Genomic DNA, 15,742 nt, shown 5'->3' with positions numbered 1-15,742 from the left:
GATGGTATCGGCGGTGTTGAAGCCGGTAATGGTATCATTGCCCGCAGTCGAAGCCTGGGCCAGCAGCTTGACGCGCATATCGGCCCGGCCCCAAGTGGTGCCATTGGCAAAGACAATGCTCTCCACACCCAGATCGAAATAATCGTCGAGCTCGGCCTTGAGCAGGATGGAACCGCCATCGCCGGCACCGGCCACACTCGCGGCGATCACCAGCGTTACGTCGTTGCCATTGCGCACCAGCGAGACGTCGGCCGGGTTGACGTCGGAAAGGATCAATCTGTCAGCATTGCCGTTATTGGTGATTTCGGTGACGGTGTCGTCGCCGTCGCCCCGGGCATAGAGGTAAATGTCGCTGCCGGCGGCACCGGTGATGGTGTCGTTGCCCCGCCCACCGGTGATGGTGTCAACGGTGTTGAAGCCGGTGATGGTGTCGTTGCCCGTGGTCGAGGCCTGGGCCAGGAGCTTGACGCGCATATCGGCGCGGCTCCAGGTGGTGCCATTGGCGAAGACGATGCTCTCGACGCCCTGATCGAAATAGTCGTCGAGCTCGGCCTTGAGCAGGATGGAGCCGCCGTCGCCGACACCGGCAGCGCTTTCGGCGATCATCAACGATACGTCATTACCGTTGCGTACCAGCGAGACGTCGGTGGGATTGATGCCGAAGAAGACCAGCTTGTCACCACTGCCGTTGTTGGTGATCTCGGTGATGGTGTCGTTACCGTCGCCCCGAGCATAGAGGTAAGTGTCGTTGCCGGCAGCGCCGTTCAGAGAGTCATTGCCCCGCCCACCGGTGATGGTGTCAGCGGTGTTGAAGCCGGTGATGGTGTCGTTGCCCGTGGTCGAGGCCTGGGCCAGGAGCTTGACGCGCATATCGGCGCGGCTCCAGGTGGTGCCATTGGCGAAGACGACACTCTCGACGCCCTGATCGAAATAGTCGTCGAGCTCGGCCTTGAGCAGGATGGAGCCGCCGTCGCCGACACCGGCAGCGCTTTCGGCGATCATCAACGATACGTCATTACCGTTGCGTACCAGCGAGACGTCGGTGGGATTGATGCCGAAGAAGACCAGCTTGTCACCACTGCCGTTGTTGGTGATCTCGGTGATGGTGTCGTTACCGTCGCCCCGAGCATAGAGGTAAGTGTCGTTGCCGGCAGCGCCGTTCAGAGAGTCATTGCCCCGCCCACCGGTGATGGTGTCAGCGGTGTTGAAGCCGGTGATGGTGTCGTTGCCCGTGGTCGAGGCCTGGGCCAGGAGCTTGACGCGCATATCGGCGCGGCTCCAGGTGGTGCCATTGGCGAAGACGATGCTCTCGACGCCCTGATCGAAATAGTCGTCGAGCTCGGCCTTGAGCAGGATGGAGCCGCCGTCGCCGGCGCCGGCAGCGCTTTCGGCGATCATCAACGTTACGTCATTGCCGTTGCGCACCAACGAGACGTCGGTGGGATTGACGCCGGCGAGGACCAGCTTGTCACCACTGCCGTTATTGGTGAGTTCGGTGATGGTATCGTTGCCGTCACCCCGGGCATAGAGATAGGTGTCGTTGCCCGCGGCGCCGTTCAAGGAGTCATTGCCGTGTCCGCCGATAATAGTGTCGGCAGAGTTGAAACCTGTGACGGTATCATTGCCCGCAGTCGAGGTCTGGGCCAGCAATTTCTGGCGGAGGCCGGCCCGGCTCCAGGTGGTGCCGTCGGCAAAGACGATGCTCTCGACGCCCCGATCGAAGTAGTCGTCGAGCTCGGCCTTGAGCAGGATGGAGCCGCCGTCTCCGGCGCCGGCGGCGCTTGCGGCGATCACCAGCGTCACGTCATTGCCGTTGCGCACCAGTGAGACGTCCGTCGGATTGATGCCGGAGAGCACCAGCCTGTCGCCACCGCCGTTATTGCTGGTTTCTATGATGATGTCGTTGCCGTCGCCGCGACGGTAGGCATAAGTATCGTCGCCGCCCGCTCCCTCCAGCGAGTCGTCGCCAAGGCCGCTAGCAAGCAGATCGTTACCCGTCCCTGCCTTGATCGCCTTTCCTGCAACGCCGAGGATGAAGGCGTCGTTACCATTCGTTCCGTCAAATGTTGTAGCAAACCCAGTTGCATCAATAACGGATAGATAACCGAAATCCGCGAGCGCAGTTTTCTTCTGCGCGAGATCGTCCGTGGTTTCAGCCAGATAGCGACCGGCCTCCACAGCGATCACGCCATTGATATCCTGCTTCGAGTAGGTGGTGCCATCAGCGAATAGGATAGCGTCCAAGCCGTGACCAGAGAAGTATCCGGTTATTGTAACCGACGCACCAGACGCGTTGTTGACGATCACCAAGTCATTGCCGGTTGCCGGATGCCTCAGCATCACGTCGCCCGGCCTGAGCCCTGACAGCATAAGCCGTTCATTGGAGCCTACAGGCTGGATCGTGTCGTTTCCATCGTCAGAAGAGTATAAATAAAAATCACCAATGTTGCCCACGACCTTCTTATCACCATCGCCAAGCACCACAAATGCGTTCTGCGGCAGCCCGGATATTTCTCCAGTGATGCCGGAATTGTCGCTGAATGCTCTACCAATTCGTTGATAGAATTTCGCCTGGGCGCCCACGGGGACGCCAACGCGATTGGCGGCGATGAAAAATTGTGTCGCCAGCGCACTGGCGTTGCCGTAATCCACCCAAAGATCTTTAACTATCGGCAGAGCCTTGTTCCAATATGTCGTCGCGTCTGTCGAATTTGTCGGCGCGCCATCCTTCAACGACTGCAGTATCCTGTCTAAATCAATGCTCAAGCGATCCGTGATCGGGTTGTATTGGAGGCTCGCAAACGACAGATAGGGGCTTGCCTGTACGGCAGCGCCGGTGGCGCCGTTCAGAAGCTGGCTCACCGAGATCTGGGAAGCAAAACGTACTTCGAGTTCGTCGACAATGGCGCGATATCTTGGCTCCCAGACGGCCGGACCATTGTGGAAGTTCGGGTCCCGATCGTATTCGGGCTGTTGAGACGGATCGATGCCATAAAATGCGTAGATCACCGCCATGTGCCGCGCATCGACATACGGCCCTTTGCTGGTGGGGTCTACATCCGCAGCACCTGCCCATTCCTGCACTATCGCTTGGAACGCGGTGTCGAACTCTGCGCTGGACAGGGAATCTGCGTTGAGCACCAAAGTTTGCACTTTGGAGAGGAGCGTAGAATTGAGCGACATGGCGATTCGCAGATCCGGTAGAGTCCCGTAACCTGCCAATTCCGGAAGCCTGAGCGCGCTCTGCTGATAGCAAAATCCGGCCGGAGGTGAATATTTGGAGTCCTGTCTATTGGTAGCGAAATTCACCTCTGCAATGGTGTGCGTAGATATGGCGCCGGAGCTTCCATCCTCGACAGTGAATGTCGTTGATGCCACCACCATATTTCCATTGATTGTTCTGCCCGATTGGACAGCGCTCGCACTGATTGAGGTAATCCCCAAATCGGAGAGTGCATACAACTCACCATTTCCGGATTGCCCATCTACATTGGCATCCACCCATACTTTCAGATTGGCAAATGCGGCGTCATTGGAATTGATAACGCCGTCTCCATTGGAATCGAGCGCTGCCAAATCCTGAAAACCATCCCCCGATACGGCGCCCAACAGTTCGCCGGGAGCGACAGCGGAGTCATTCTGCCCGTTATCCAATACCAGCAAACCTTCGCCGGCCGTGATCCACCCGGTATGGACGGCAAAACCGGAATTTCCGTAGTCGAAATATGCGCTCGAGTCCGACAGCGACGACAGGTCGATGCCGGTGCCGTGCAAATCGAGCACAAGCGGGTCGCTGAAATTGGGCGCCGAACCAGGAAGACCTGGCGGGGGCGTGCGCCTAACTCCCACCTGTCCGGACGGGGCGACGTAAACTGCCCAGCCCAGTTGGAACGCTTCGTAGACGGACAGAAAGCTCGGCATGGCGAAGGTTTGAACCGGCGGTAGGTCGGCCAAGGAATTGAAATAGCCGGGCAAGACGGACGAATAGACCATCCCCAGCGTCAAGAGAGTTTGCGCGGCCGAATTGGCTTGGGCTTGCGTCAGGTTCTGCTGATAGAGATTCCCGGTCTGGCTTTGGTCATTGAACTCGGCGGCGCCACCGCTCCAGTCGATCCCGTAATAGGCCATGGCCGCGCCCCCCCAAGCGAGAGGGGAGAGACCCGCATTGGTGTAGTCCTCGTAATGGTAGTCGTCGACTTGCCGTTGGGTTGGCCAGCCCCCGTTATTGTTATCGATCGCGGCAATATCACTCTTCGCCAGAGAGAGCATCAAACTCGCATAGGTTGGGCTCCCAGGTGCTACTCCGGCGACGATCTGCAGATTCGCGTTCGCGGTCTCGCCGGCAACACCGGAATTGTTGATGACGCCCAGCGCAAGCGATGCATAGCCACGGCCTGCCTGCGCCTGAAGCGAGTAGTAGGAGACCAGATTTTCGGACACGCCGTTCGGCCCGGTATAGTTGTGGCTATTGTAAGCCGCTGTTGCCGCATCGAGATATTGTTTCAGAGCAGCAATTTGATCCGGATTCATTGAATAGTCTCCAGAGGTGGACCGCTGATGCGGAAGCGATTCAAAGCGTCAATTGCTTGCGCCTCAATGTCATGGGCCTTCCCGAGGTAGTCTCGGGAGAACACGAGTTCGGCGACGATGCCATCGCCGACAAGGACTATTCTTTTGCAAGACGGGAAATATGGGATCGGCGCTTCCCCGGGCGGCGCGACCTGATCTTTCCGGCGGCATTGGATGAAATCCCGGGGATTTTCGATATCTCCCCGGAAGAGTTGATCGTCGCCGATCCATTGGAATGACTGGTAACCGTATTCACCGGGCCTGACGGGCCCATCTTTACTATTATAATATACGGCGAATAGGTTCTTCCCGGTCATCGTGGGACCATTGTACTGCACAAAGATTTTGAGCTTGCGTCCGAACCCGTGAAAATCATTGAATTCTGCGCGATTGGCTTCGGTCCTCGGCTCAAAATCCGGCATCAAACCGAGGAGGATGAACTCGACGCCGTCCGGTCTTTCCGGAATGTCGTGGGCCGGCAGCGCCAAGAAGTAGTTCCGGGGAATCCGCAGAACCACTTTGCCCATCGTGATCGTCACCGGCTCGGTGGCGGGGGCACTGTCCATGCCGGTCGGCGCCCGGCCCGTCGGGTCGTGGCCGCGCTCATGCATCCCGACACCGACCAGGAAGACGAGCCCGCAGACCAGCACCGCCGCCGCCCCGCCAAGAATACCAAAAATCCGGTGCAGAATACGAAGCGCGCGCGCGACACCGTTCATGGCTGCGAAGCCTCCGCATCCGCAAGTGTCAGACTGGCCGCCATCGCCGCCCTCCAGTTCCACGCCAGCAACTCGCCGAGCCGATTGACCGGATGACCAGCAACCAGGAGGGTGAGAATGTCTTGCAGATAGGCGTAGGGCTCGACGCCATTGAGCTTGCAGGTCTCGATCAGCGAGGCCAGGCCGCTTGGTAACCGAATGCCTGCAATCAGTCCGACATCCGACTGCGAAACAAATCGCCCCCGGTCGTCGATCCTGATCGCGGCCATCGTATCGCTACCGCAGCGCCATCCCATCCGCCACCCGCCTCGATCTATCCGTGGAAACCGATTCATCGTTGCCGCTTAAGTTGCACCGCATTTCCTATCAAATTATCACCAAAACGGGATGATGCTCGATAATGCGCCAAAATAGGATAATTGGGCGACCAACCACTCATTATGCTTGCGATAGATAGGCAGCCTGTCGCTCTCGACGCGGATGAGAGGACAGACTACGGAGCAATCGAAGAGCTTCTGACCACAGGTAACAATCACGGAATGTCTTCCTGCCGTTAACCACGTCGAAGTGCGACGGCTTGGGCGCCCGTATCCATACGGAACCGTGTGTCCACTCGCGCGTCCTACGGGCCCCCTATGTTGAAGATTTCAGTCCCGTGGATCGGTTCTTCCGGCAAAGGCGGTGGACTTGCTGTCGAAGGCGCTCATGTATGCATGCACATAGCAAACCGGAGTTGCCCACAATATAGATCCTACTGATTACACGATCCGCCGCCCGGAACCCCGCACCTGCGTTGACCTGCCCACCGCGAGTTCATCCGTAGTGGAGTGGAGTCCGACCGAAAGGGAAGGGCTTTGAGATGAAGCGGAAGCAGTTCAGCGAAGAGCAGATCATCGGGATCCTGAAGGAGGCGGAGGCGGGAGCGGTGGTGACGGAACTTTGCCGTCGCCACGGGCTGTCGAGTGCGAGCTTCTATGCCTGGAAGGCGAAGTACGGCGGGCTGGAGGTCTCGGAGGCGAAGCGGCTGCGGGCGCTCGAGGACGAGAATGTGAAGCTGAAGCGGTTGCTGGCCGACACCATGGTGGACAACGCCGGGCTGTAGGAACTTCTGTCAAAAAAAATGGTGACGCCCGCCGGCAGGCGAGAAGCGGTCGAGCATCTACGGCGGATGCTGGGGATGAGCGAGCGGCGGGCGTGCCGCGTGATCGGGGCGGATCGAACGAGTGTCCGCTACCGCCCGCGCCGGGGCGACGACGGTCCCTTGCGGGAGCGGCTGCGGGCCTTGGCCCTGGAGCGCCGGCGCTTCGGCTATCGGCGCCTGCATATCCTGTTATGCCGGGAGGGCCTGGCCGTGAGAAGAAGGTGCAGCGGCTCTACCGCGAGGAAGGCCTGTCGGTGCGCCACCGCCGAGGCCGGAGACGGGCCGTCGGCACGCGGGCGCCTCTGGCGCTGCCGGCCCTGCCGAACCAGCGCTGGAGCCTGGACTTCGTGCACGACCAGCTCGGCGACGGCCGTCGCTTCCGGGTGCTGAACATCGTCGACGACGTGACGCGGGAATGCCTGCGGGCGGTGGTCGACACGTCTTTGTCCGGGCGGCGCGTGGTGCGGGAACTGACCGAGCTGATCGCCGAGCGGGGCAAGCCGCGGATGATCGTCAGCGACAACGGCACCGAGTGACATCGAACGCGGCACTGGCCTTCGCCAGCACCTTCGGCATCGAATGGCATTACATCGCACCAGGTCGGCCGATGCAGAACGGCTTCGTCGAGAGCTTCAACGGGCGAATGCGGGACGAGCTTCTGAACGAGACCCTGTTCTTCAGCCTGCGCCATGCCCGCGCGGTCGTCGCCGACTGGATCGAGGATTACAACACCGAGCGGCCGCATTCCTCGCTCGGCTACGTGACGCCGGCGGCCTACGCCGCCGGCCTGCGCAAGCAATGGGAGGGGCATGCCCCTCCCATTGCTTCAATCTCCATCGTGCGTAACTCTAACCATAGATCTCTGCTTCCAGTCGGATGAAGCACGGGGGTTAGGTCAGCCGCAGGTGGCGGGCATGTTGTCGGGCGAACTGGCCGGTCCCTTTGCGAAATGGATAGGGTACTGACGAAATCCCCCGCAGAGACGAAGACCACAGCATCATGGAATTGCGGCTGCCTGGTCGGGCCAAGAGACGTCTCGGCGGTCGCAGCCAAGCCGAAAGACCTCGACATTCCGGGCGGTTACAGAGCACCGCCGGCAAAACATAAGTTATTGATATTAATGGATAAAATAGATGGCGGAGGGGATGAGATTCGAACTCACGATACGGTTTCCCGTATACACACTTTCCAGGCGTGCGCCTTCAACCACTCGGCCACCCCTCCGCAGGCCGGGCGATTCCGTGGGACGCCCGGCGAGGGCCGCAATATACCGAAGTCGGGGCGGCATGCAACTCGCCTGAGCGAGGAAAATGGTTCGGGCGGAAAGGCCGCATTCTCGCCCCATTGTTGAGATTGTCTGCCCCGGCTGACATGATGCGCGGCGGAAATCCTGGAGGGCGGTCTTCATGGTCGGGCGGTTGTTGGGCTGGCTGCTGGTCGGGCTGGCCCTCATGTGTTTCGGGGCCGATGCCATGGCGATGCTGGAGCGCGGCACCTTCGGCCTGCTTGGCCTTGGCGAACTCTGGGCGGCGCTGGATGCCAACAGCCTGACCGCCGTGGGCGACGCCATCGCCGGCCATACGCTGCCGGAACTCTGGAACCCGGGCCTCACCACCGTGCTGCGGGTCCCGGGCCTGCTGCTGTTCGGCGTGCTCGGCGTGCTTCTCCTGGTGCTGTTCCGCAAGAGGGAGCGCCGCGACCGTCTGTTCGCGAGCTGAGCGTCAGGCGATGATCGGGGCGGCCAGCGCCCCGAGCGCCTTCACCGCATCCGCCGGCGCCAGGCGGATCTGCAACCCGCGCCCGCCGCCGTTGACGAAGACATGGGGTTCGGCCAGGGCCTGGGCCTCGATCACCGTCGGCACCTTCCGCTTCTGGCCGAAGGGGCTGATGCCGCCGACGACGAAGCCGGTCAGGCGCTCCGCCTCCGGCGGCTTCATCATGGCCGCCGACTTGCCCTTGAAGGCCGCCGCCAGCTTCTTCATCGAGACCTGCGCGTCCGCAGGCACCACGGCGCAGACCGGCCGGCCGTCCACCCGGGCCATCAGGGTCTTCAGCACCCGCGCCGGCGGCTCGCCGATCGCCGCCGCGGCCTGGAGGCCGATCGCCTCGGCCCCCGGGTCGTAGTCGTAGACGACGAGATCGAAAGCAATGCCCGCCGCCTCGAGCGCGAGCGTTGCCCTGGTGGCTTTCGACATGGCCTTCGCCCCCTTGCCGTGACCGCTGTCACGGATTCATGGCCCGTGTTCGTGCATCCTGCCATGGCATGCCGGCGGGGCAAGCCCGGCTGCATTTCCGATCCCTGTTCATCTGGTTCAAGAGGAGGCCGCCATGGCGCGAGGACTCATTCTGGGCACCATCACCGACGGCAGCGGCGATGCGATCGACGATCTCGAAGTCAGCCTCAGCGCCGTCAGGGGCGCCGACTGCAACGGCATCCTGGTGCAATACGACGTCCCCCTGGCCGAGAAGAAGATCGGCAGCTTCTTCTTCAGCACCAAGGTCAAGGTCGGCTCGCGGCCGGTGAAGAACGGCGTCTTCGCCATTCCCTTCGCCTGGCCGACGACGCCCGACAACCTGGGCCGCGTCGCCGGCGTCGACCTGCTCGCCGTCAAGATCACCGCGATCGACGGCAAGGGCGTGGTCCAGAACTATTGGGGCAAGGCGGCCAAGGTGATCGACGGCATCCAGCTCGTCGCCAACATCAAGTCGGGCCAGGTGCTGCTCTCCGGCTCGCCCAAGGACATCCTGAAATCGTTGAAGCCGGAGATGAAGAAAGCGGTCAAGGGCGAGGACCTGTCCTCCATTCCCTTCACCCTGCTGTCGACCGACCAGATCGCCCTTCTCGGCCTGATGCCGGACCTGACGTTCTGAGCCCGGCGGCGAGGGTCAGCGCTTGCGGACGAATTCCGTGCGCAGCACCAGGCCCTTGATGCCGTCGAAGCGACAGTCGATCTCTTCCGGATTGCCGGTCAGGCGGATGGACTTGATCACTGTGCCCTGCTTCAGGGTGGTGCTGGTGCCCTTCACCTTCAGGTCCTTGATCAAAGTGACCTGATCGCCGTCGGCGAGGATATTGCCGGCGGCATCCTTCGCCGCGCCGGCCGCGGCGGTTTCCGCCGCCACGTCCGAGGCCGGGCGCCATTCGCCCGTCGCCTCGTCGTAGACATAATCATCGTCGGCCATGGTGCTCTCTCCCCTTGGTTACAGGCGGGGCCTGTCTACGCCTCGGGGGGCGAGGATTCCAGCAAAATGGGATTTGCGCCTCAGTCCGCATCCATCTTGAGGGCGGCGATGAAGGCTTCCTGCGGGATCTCGACATTGCCGACCTGACGCATGCGCTTCTTGCCGGCCTTCTGCTTTTCCAGCAGCTTGCGCTTGCGGGTGATGTCGCCGCCATAGCATTTGGCGAGCACGTCCTTCCGCATCGCCTTCACGGTCTCGCGGGCGATGACCCGCCCGCCGATCGCGGCCTGGATGGCGATCTGGAACAATTGCCGGGGGATCAGGTCCTTCAGGCGCTCGCACAATTGGCGGCCCCGGGTCTCGGCCCTGGTCTTGTGCACGATCATGGCCAGGGCATCGACCGGCTCCTGGTTGACCAGGATCGACATCTTCACCAGGTCTTCCTCCTGATAGCCGTCGAGGGCGTAGTCGAAGGAGGCATAGCCGCGCGAGACCGACTTCAGCCGGTCGTAGAAATCGAACACCACTTCGTTGAGCGGCAGGCGATAGACCGCCATGGCCCGGTTGCCGGCATAGGTCAGTTCGACCTGAATGCCGCGCCGGTCCTGGCACAGTTTCAGGATATCGCCGAGATAGGTGTCGGGGACGAAGATCGTCGCCTTGATCCAGGGTTCCTCGATCCGGGCGATCTTCACCGGGTCCGGCATGTCGGCCGGGTTGTGCATCTCTTCCATCGTGCCGTCGGTCATATAGACGTGATAGACGACGGAGGGGGCGGTGGTGATCAGGTCGAGGTTGAACTCGCGCTCCAGCCGCTCCTGGATGATTTCGAGGTGCAGCAGGCCGAGGAAGCCGCAGCGGAAGCCGAGGCCGAGCGCGGCGGAGGATTCCATCTCGAACTGGAAGCTGGCGTCATTGAGGCGCAGCTTGGCGAGACTGTCGCGCAGCGTGTCGAATTCGGCGGCATCGGAGGGGAACAGGCCGCAGAACACCACCGGCACCGAAGGCTTGAAGCCCGCGAGCGGCGTATCCGTCGGCTTCCGCTCGTCGGTGATCGTGTCGCCGACCGAGGTATCGGCCACTTCCTTGATGGCGGCGGTGATGAAGCCCATCTCGCCGGGGCCCAGCTTGTCGACGACGACCTTCTTCGGCGTGAAGATACCCACGCGTTCGACCAGATGGACCTTGTTGGCGGCCATCATCTTGATCTTCTGGCCCTTGCGGATCTCGCCGTCGACCACGCGCACCAGGATGACGACGCCGAGATAGGCGTCATACCAGCTGTCGACCAGCAGGGCCTTCAGCGGCGCCGCGGCATCGCCCTTCGGCGCCGGCAGGCGGTGGACGATGGCTTCCAGCGTCTCCTCGATGCCGATGCCCGACTTGGCCGAGACCAGCAGGGCTTCGGAGGCATCGATGCCGATCACATCCTCGATCTGGGCACGGATCCGTTCCGGTTCCGCCGCCGGCAGGTCGATCTTGTTCAGGATCGGCACGATCTCGAGGTCGGCATCCATCGCCTGATAGACATTGGCCAGGGTCTGCGCCTCCACCCCCTGGCTGGCATCGACCACCAGCAGCGCGCCCTCGCAGGCGGCCAGCGAGCGCGAGACTTCATAGGCGAAGTCGACATGCCCCGGCGTATCCATCAGGTTCAGCTGATAGGTCTCGCCGTTCTGCGCCTTGTATTCGAGGCGCACGGTCTGGGCCTTGATGGTGATGCCGCGCTCGCGCTCGATATCCATGGAATCGAGCACCTGTTCGGTCATCTCGCGGTCGGTGAGGCCGCCGCACTTCTGGATCAACCGGTCGGCAAGGGTGGACTTGCCGTGGTCGATATGGGCCACGATCGAGAAATTGCGGATATGCGACAGGTCGGTCATGGCCCTTGGGGTCAGCCTCTCAGGGTGGCGCCGGTCGCCTTGGCGGCGGCGGCCACGATCTTGGCGGAAACGGCTTCGATGTCCTGCTCGGACAGGGTCTTGTCCTTCGGCTCCAGCCGGACGGCCAGGGCGATGGACAGCTTGCCCTCGGGGACACCGGGCCCGCGGTAAAGGTCGAAGATCGAGACATCGGCGATCAGCGCCTTGTCGGCCCCCTTCACCGCGCGGATCAGCGCTTCGGCCGCCACGCCGTCATCGGCGAGGAAGGCGAAATCGCGCGACACGGCCTGGAAGTCGGACAGCGCCAGCGCCCCCTTCTCCCTGGAGGCGCGGGCCTTGGCCGCCGGGATGGCGTCGAGATCGACCTCGAAGAAAACCGCCGGCCCCTCGAGGTCGAGGAGCCTGGCGACCTTGGGATGCAGCGCGCCGAAACTCGCGATCACCGTCTTCGGGCCGAGCTTCACGACGCCGGACTGGCCGGGATGGGCCCAGGCCGGCGCCTCGGCGGCGACGGTCAGATTGGCGACCGGCGCGCCCAGTTCGGCCAGCAGGGCGAAGACATCGGCCTTGGCGTCGAAGACATCGACCGGCCGGCGCCCGCCCTGCCACTGGCGGGGCGCGGTCTGGCCGGTCCGGAGGCCGGCGGCGATCGCCTTCTGGTCCTTGGGCTGGATGCCGTGATAGGTGCCCGCGACCTCGAACAGGGCGACATCCTCGTTGCCGCGGGCGGCATTGCGCACCGCGGCGGCCGCGAGGCTCGGCACCAGATGGGGGCGCATGACGGCAAGTTCGACCGAGATCGGATTGGCGACCTTCAAAGCCGGGTCCGACCAGCCGAAGGCCGCGGCATGGGCTTCCGGAATGAAGCTGTAGTTCACCGTCTCGACCAGGCCGCGCGTCGCCAGCAGGCGGCGGGCCAGCCGGTTCCGCTTCTGCGCCGGCGACAGGGCCGGGACCGGCACCACCGCGGTTGCCGGCAGCGGCAGCACCGGCAGCTTGTCCAGGCCGGTGATGCGGGCGATTTCCTCGACGATATCCGCCTCGCCCTCGATGTCGCGGCGCCACGACGGCACCGTGATGGTCCAGGGCTCGGCCGCGCGTTCGACGCCGAAGCCGAGCGCTTCGAGGATGCGGGCCATCTCGAATTCGGGGACCAGCAGGCCGGTCAGCTTTTCCACCCGTGCCGGGCGGAAGGTCCGGTCGGGGAAGCCGGCCGGATAGGCGCCCGCCACCACCACCTCGGACGGTGTGCCGCCGCAGAGATCGAGGATCAGCCTCGTCGCCAGTTCCAGCCCGTCGAGGGCGGAATGCGGATCGACGCCGCGCTCGAAGCGGTGCCGCGCGTCGGACTGGATGCCCGTGCGCCGGCCCGTCGCGGCGATGGTCAGCGGATCGAAATGGGCGCTTTCGACGAAGACATCGACCGTCCCGTCGGAAACCGAGGACGGCACGCCGCCGACGATGCCGCCAAGGCCGAGCGGCCCGGCGTCGTCGGCGACCACGATCATCGCCTCGTCCAGCGCATGGGTCTTGCCGTCCAGCCCTTCGACCGTCTCGCCGGCCTTGCCCATGCGGACGTGGATGCCGCCGGCGAGTTTCGCCGCGTCGAAGACGTGGAGCGGGCGGGCGCGGTCGAAGGTGATCAGGTTGGTGATATCGACCAGCGCCGAGATCGGGCGCAGCCCGATCGCTTCCAGCCGGTTCCGCAGCCAGTCGGGCGAGGGACCGTTCTTCACGCCCCTGATCAGCCGGCCGGTGAAGACCGGGCAGGCCCGGTCCTTCACGCCGTCCGCCAGGGTGACGGTCACCGGGCAGGGGAATTCGCCCGCCACCTTGCCGATGGCCGGGGTCTTCAGGGTGCCGAGACCGGCCGCCGCGAGATCGCGGGCGATGCCGGCGACGCCCAGGCAATCCTGGCGGTTCGGCGTCACCGAAATATCGATCACCGCATCGTCGAGGCCCAGGACTTCGGCGAAGGGCTTGCCGATCGGGGCGTCCGCCGGCAGTTCGATGATGCCGTCGTGATCCTCGCCGAGGCCCATCTCGCGGAAGGAACACATCATGCCCTGGCTGTCGACGCCGCGGATGGCCGTCGGCTTCAGGACCATGCCGTTGACCGGGATGGTGGTGCCCATGCGGGCGAAGACGACCTTCAGGCCGGCGCGGGCGTTGGGCGCCCCGCAGACCACCTGATAGGGCGCGCCGTCGCCGGCATCGACAGTGCAGAGCCGCAGCTTGTCCGCATTGGGGTGCTGCACGGCGGACACAACATGGGCGACGGTGAAGGGCCGCAGCGTGGCGCCGCGATCGTCCACCCCTTCGACCTCGAGGCCGACGGCGGTGAGTTTTTCCGCGATTTCCGCCGCGGTCGCCGCGGTGTCCAGGTGTTCCCGCAGCCAGTTGACGGTGAATTTCATCGCGACAGCCCTCCGCCCAGGGTCGGCAGGTCCAGGGCCGCGAAACCATAGTGGCGCAGCCAGCGGAGATCGGAATCGAAGAAGGCGCGGAGATCGGGAATGCCGTATTTCAGCATGGCGATCCGGTCCAGCCCCATGCCGAAGGCAAAGCCCTGCCATTCGTCCGGGTCGAGGCCGCAGTGGCGGATGACGTTCGGGTGCACCATGCCGCAGCCCATGATTTCCAGCCAGTCGTCGCCCTGGCCGATGCGGATCGCATCCTTGGTCCGCGCGCAGCCGATATCGACCTCGGCCGAGGGTTCGGTGAAGGGGAAGAAGCTGGGGCGGAAGCGGATCTTCACCTGTTCCACCTCGAAGAAGGCGGCGGCGAAATGCTCGATCGTCGCCTTCAGGTGGCCCATGTGGATGTTCTTGTCGATCACCAGGGCTTCGATCTGGTGGAACATCGGGGTATGGGTCTGATCGCTGTCGCAGCGATAGGTGCGGCCGGGGGCGATCACCCGGATCGGCGGCTGGCGGCCCTTCATGGTGCGGATCTGCACCGGGCTGGTATGCGTGCGCAGCAGGACCTTGTCGCCGGCCTGATTGGGCGGCAGGAAGAACGTGTCGTGCATTTCGCGCGCCGGGTGGCCGGGCGGGAAATTCAGCGCGGTGAAATTATGCTCGTCGTCCTCGATGTCCGGCCCTTCGGCGAGCGAGAAGCCCATGGCGCCGAAAATCTCGATGCATTCCTCGGTCACCTGGGTGACCGGGTGGATGCGGCCCGAGGGCTGATGGGCGATGGGCAGGGTGACGTCGACGCGTTCCGCCGCGAGGCGGGCGTCGAGGGCGGCGTCTTCGAGGGTGGCTTTCCGCGCGGCGATCGCCTCGGCGATGCGGTCCTTCACCTGATTGACGGCGGCGCCGAAGGCCTTCCGCTCGTCCGGGGCCATGCCGCCCAGGGTTTTCATCAGGTCGGTGATGCGGCCCTTCTTGCCCAGCGCCGCGACACGGACTTCGTCAAGGGCGGCAAGGTCGGCGGCGCCGTCGACGGCGGCCAGGACCTCGGCCTCGAGACCGTTCAATTCACTCATGTTCGACCCCAATCCGGCGCCCCAGTTCCCGGTCGGGTGTTCCTGGTCGGGCGCGGTTGCCCCCGGGGGTATCAAACCCCGGGGGCGAATGCCAGCAAATTGGCGGGGGGTCAGGCCTCGGTGGGGAGGGCCGCCCGCGCCTGGTCGACCAGCGCCTTGAAGGCGCCGGGCTCGCGGATGGCGAGGTCGGAGAGGACCTTGCGGTCAACCTCGACGCCCGCCTTCGCGAGACCGTCGATAAATCGGCTGTAGGTCAGGCCGTGCTCGCGGACCGCGGCATTGATGCGCTGGATCCACAGGGCGCGGAAGTTGCGCTTGCGGGCGCGACGATCGCGATACTGGTACTGAAGACCCTTCTCGACCTTCTCGATCGCAATCCGGTACGACGAATTGCCCCGGCCGCGGTAACCCTTGGCCTGGCCGAGCAGCTTCTTGTGACGGGCATGGGCGGTGACGCCACGTTTCACGCGCGACATAGCTCAGTTCTCCGTCACGAATTGGGCAGGAAGTACTTCTTCACGTTGTCACCGTCCGCCTTGAACAGCGTGGTGTGACCGCGAAGATTGCGAATCTGCTTGTTGGTGCGCTTGATCATGCCGTGACGCTTGCCGGCCTGAAGCGCCTTGACCTTGCCGGTCCCGGTCAGAGAGAAGCGCTTTTTCGCCCCGCTCTTCGTCTTCATCTTGGGCATTTCAACCTCCTTGATCCGAAGATCATCAATAGCGGCGCCTGGGCAGCCCTTTTCGCCCGGCCCCGC

The 15,742-nt window shown here is 63.4% G+C and carries 11 protein-coding genes, 1 tRNA gene and 2 pseudogenes; 3 read left to right on the top strand and 11 right to left on the bottom strand.

The window, feature by feature from the left end:
* From DKG75_RS22750 to DKG75_RS13825, 3 genes and pseudogenes are all read right to left on the bottom strand, one after another.
* Positions 1 to 4,530 (bottom strand): calcium-binding protein (locus DKG75_RS22750; RefSeq protein ID WP_280523251.1); only part of this gene is annotated, 4,530 nt, incomplete at its 3' end.
* Positions 4,527 to 5,288: a hypothetical protein gene (locus DKG75_RS13830; protein ID WP_109921703.1), complete on the bottom strand. Its 762-nt coding sequence runs from the start codon at positions 5,286 to 5,288 to the stop codon at positions 4,527 to 4,529. The genes DKG75_RS22750 and DKG75_RS13830, both read right to left, overlap by 4 nt.
* Positions 5,285 to 5,470: pseudogene (locus DKG75_RS13825) on the bottom strand (transposase domain-containing protein); the annotation flags it as partial. The pseudogene DKG75_RS13825 and the gene DKG75_RS13830, both read right to left, overlap by 4 nt.
* A 677-nt stretch (positions 5,471 to 6,147) precedes the next feature.
* On the opposite strand from DKG75_RS13825, the pseudogene DKG75_RS13820 reads away from it, so the two are divergent.
* Positions 6,148 to 7,309 (top strand): annotated as a pseudogene (locus DKG75_RS13820) (IS3 family transposase).
* A gap of 254 nt (positions 7,310 to 7,563) precedes the next feature.
* Here DKG75_RS13820 and DKG75_RS13815 read toward each other — a convergent pair.
* Positions 7,564 to 7,653 (bottom strand) — tRNA-Ser (locus DKG75_RS13815).
* A 182-nt stretch (positions 7,654 to 7,835) separates the two neighbouring features.
* On the opposite strand from DKG75_RS13815, the gene DKG75_RS13810 reads away from it, so the two are divergent.
* Complete coding sequence (locus DKG75_RS13810; RefSeq protein ID WP_109921702.1) at positions 7,836 to 8,147, top strand: hypothetical protein; 312 nt, start codon at positions 7,836 to 7,838, stop codon at positions 8,145 to 8,147.
* A 3-nt stretch (positions 8,148 to 8,150) separates the two neighbouring features.
* Here DKG75_RS13810 and ybaK read toward each other — a convergent pair whose 3' ends face one another.
* Positions 8,151 to 8,624 (bottom strand): Cys-tRNA(Pro) deacylase, encoded by a 474-nt coding sequence (gene ybaK / locus DKG75_RS13805; protein ID WP_109921701.1) that lies wholly within the window; start codon positions 8,622 to 8,624, stop codon positions 8,151 to 8,153.
* Between the two features lie 133 nt (positions 8,625 to 8,757).
* Here ybaK and DKG75_RS13800 point away from each other — a divergent pair, with 133 nt between their 5' ends.
* Positions 8,758 to 9,300 carry a hypothetical protein gene (locus DKG75_RS13800; protein WP_109921700.1) on the top strand — a complete coding sequence of 181 codons (543 nt, stop codon included), beginning with the start codon at positions 8,758 to 8,760 and terminating at the stop codon, positions 9,298 to 9,300.
* Between the two features lie 15 nt (positions 9,301 to 9,315).
* Here DKG75_RS13800 and DKG75_RS13795 read toward each other — a convergent pair whose 3' ends face one another.
* The 6 genes from DKG75_RS13795 to rpmI form a co-directional block, all read right to left on the bottom strand.
* Positions 9,316 to 9,612 carry an alkylphosphonate utilization protein gene (locus DKG75_RS13795; protein ID WP_109921699.1) on the bottom strand — a complete coding sequence of 99 codons (297 nt, stop codon included), beginning with the start codon at positions 9,610 to 9,612 and terminating at the stop codon, positions 9,316 to 9,318.
* A gap of 80 nt (positions 9,613 to 9,692) precedes the next feature.
* Positions 9,693 to 11,495 carry a translation elongation factor 4 gene (lepA, locus tag DKG75_RS13790; protein ID WP_109921698.1) on the bottom strand — a complete coding sequence of 601 codons (1,803 nt, stop codon included), beginning with the start codon at positions 11,493 to 11,495 and terminating at the stop codon, positions 9,693 to 9,695.
* 11 nt (positions 11,496 to 11,506) lie between these two features.
* Positions 11,507 to 13,912 carry a phenylalanine--tRNA ligase subunit beta gene (gene pheT, locus DKG75_RS13785; protein WP_109921697.1) on the bottom strand — a complete coding sequence of 802 codons (2,406 nt, stop codon included), beginning with the start codon at positions 13,910 to 13,912 and terminating at the stop codon, positions 11,507 to 11,509.
* Positions 13,909 to 14,985 carry a phenylalanine--tRNA ligase subunit alpha gene (gene pheS, locus DKG75_RS13780; protein WP_109921696.1) on the bottom strand — a complete coding sequence of 359 codons (1,077 nt, stop codon included), beginning with the start codon at positions 14,983 to 14,985 and terminating at the stop codon, positions 13,909 to 13,911. The genes pheT and pheS overlap by 4 nt, the downstream gene beginning before the upstream one ends.
* Before the next feature lie 110 nt (positions 14,986 to 15,095).
* On the bottom strand, positions 15,096 to 15,461 hold the full coding sequence (gene rplT / locus DKG75_RS13775; RefSeq protein ID WP_109921695.1) for a 50S ribosomal protein L20: 366 nt from the start codon (positions 15,459 to 15,461) through the stop codon (positions 15,096 to 15,098).
* Between the two features lie 14 nt (positions 15,462 to 15,475).
* The gene (gene rpmI / locus DKG75_RS13770) at positions 15,476 to 15,676 is read right to left on the bottom strand and encodes a 50S ribosomal protein L35 (RefSeq protein WP_109921694.1); all 201 of its coding nucleotides are present in this window, start codon (positions 15,674 to 15,676) and stop codon (positions 15,476 to 15,478) included.
* Positions 15,677 to 15,742: the final 66 nt, after the last annotated feature.

The sequence above is a fragment of the Zavarzinia compransoris genome (assembly GCF_003173055.1).
Taxonomy (GTDB): domain Bacteria; phylum Pseudomonadota; class Alphaproteobacteria; order Zavarziniales; family Zavarziniaceae; genus Zavarzinia; species Zavarzinia compransoris.
This window is presented reverse-complemented; position numbering and strand designations above follow the sequence as displayed.

Excerpts from the sequence above, each read along its gene's own strand:
- DKG75_RS13830 (WP_109921703.1), bottom strand. The coding sequence starts at position 5,288 with ATGAACGGTGTCGCGCGCGCGCTTCGTATTCTGCACCGGATTTTTGGT.
- DKG75_RS13810 (WP_109921702.1), top strand. The coding sequence starts at position 7,836 with ATGGTCGGGCGGTTGTTGGGCTGGCTGCTGGTCGGGCTGGCCCTCATG.
- ybaK (WP_109921701.1), bottom strand. The coding sequence starts at position 8,624 with ATGTCGAAAGCCACCAGGGCAACGCTCGCGCTCGAGGCGGCGGGCATT.
- DKG75_RS13800 (WP_109921700.1), top strand. The coding sequence starts at position 8,758 with ATGGCGCGAGGACTCATTCTGGGCACCATCACCGACGGCAGCGGCGAT.
- DKG75_RS13795 (WP_109921699.1), bottom strand. The coding sequence starts at position 9,612 with ATGGCCGACGATGATTATGTCTACGACGAGGCGACGGGCGAATGGCGC.
- lepA (WP_109921698.1), bottom strand. The coding sequence starts at position 11,495 with ATGACCGACCTGTCGCATATCCGCAATTTCTCGATCGTGGCCCATATC.
- pheT (WP_109921697.1), bottom strand. The coding sequence starts at position 13,912 with ATGAAATTCACCGTCAACTGGCTGCGGGAACACCTGGACACCGCGGCG.
- pheS (WP_109921696.1), bottom strand. The coding sequence starts at position 14,985 with ATGAGTGAATTGAACGGTCTCGAGGCCGAGGTCCTGGCCGCCGTCGAC.
- rplT (WP_109921695.1), bottom strand. The coding sequence starts at position 15,461 with ATGTCGCGCGTGAAACGTGGCGTCACCGCCCATGCCCGTCACAAGAAG.
- rpmI (WP_109921694.1), bottom strand. The coding sequence starts at position 15,676 with ATGCCCAAGATGAAGACGAAGAGCGGGGCGAAAAAGCGCTTCTCTCTG.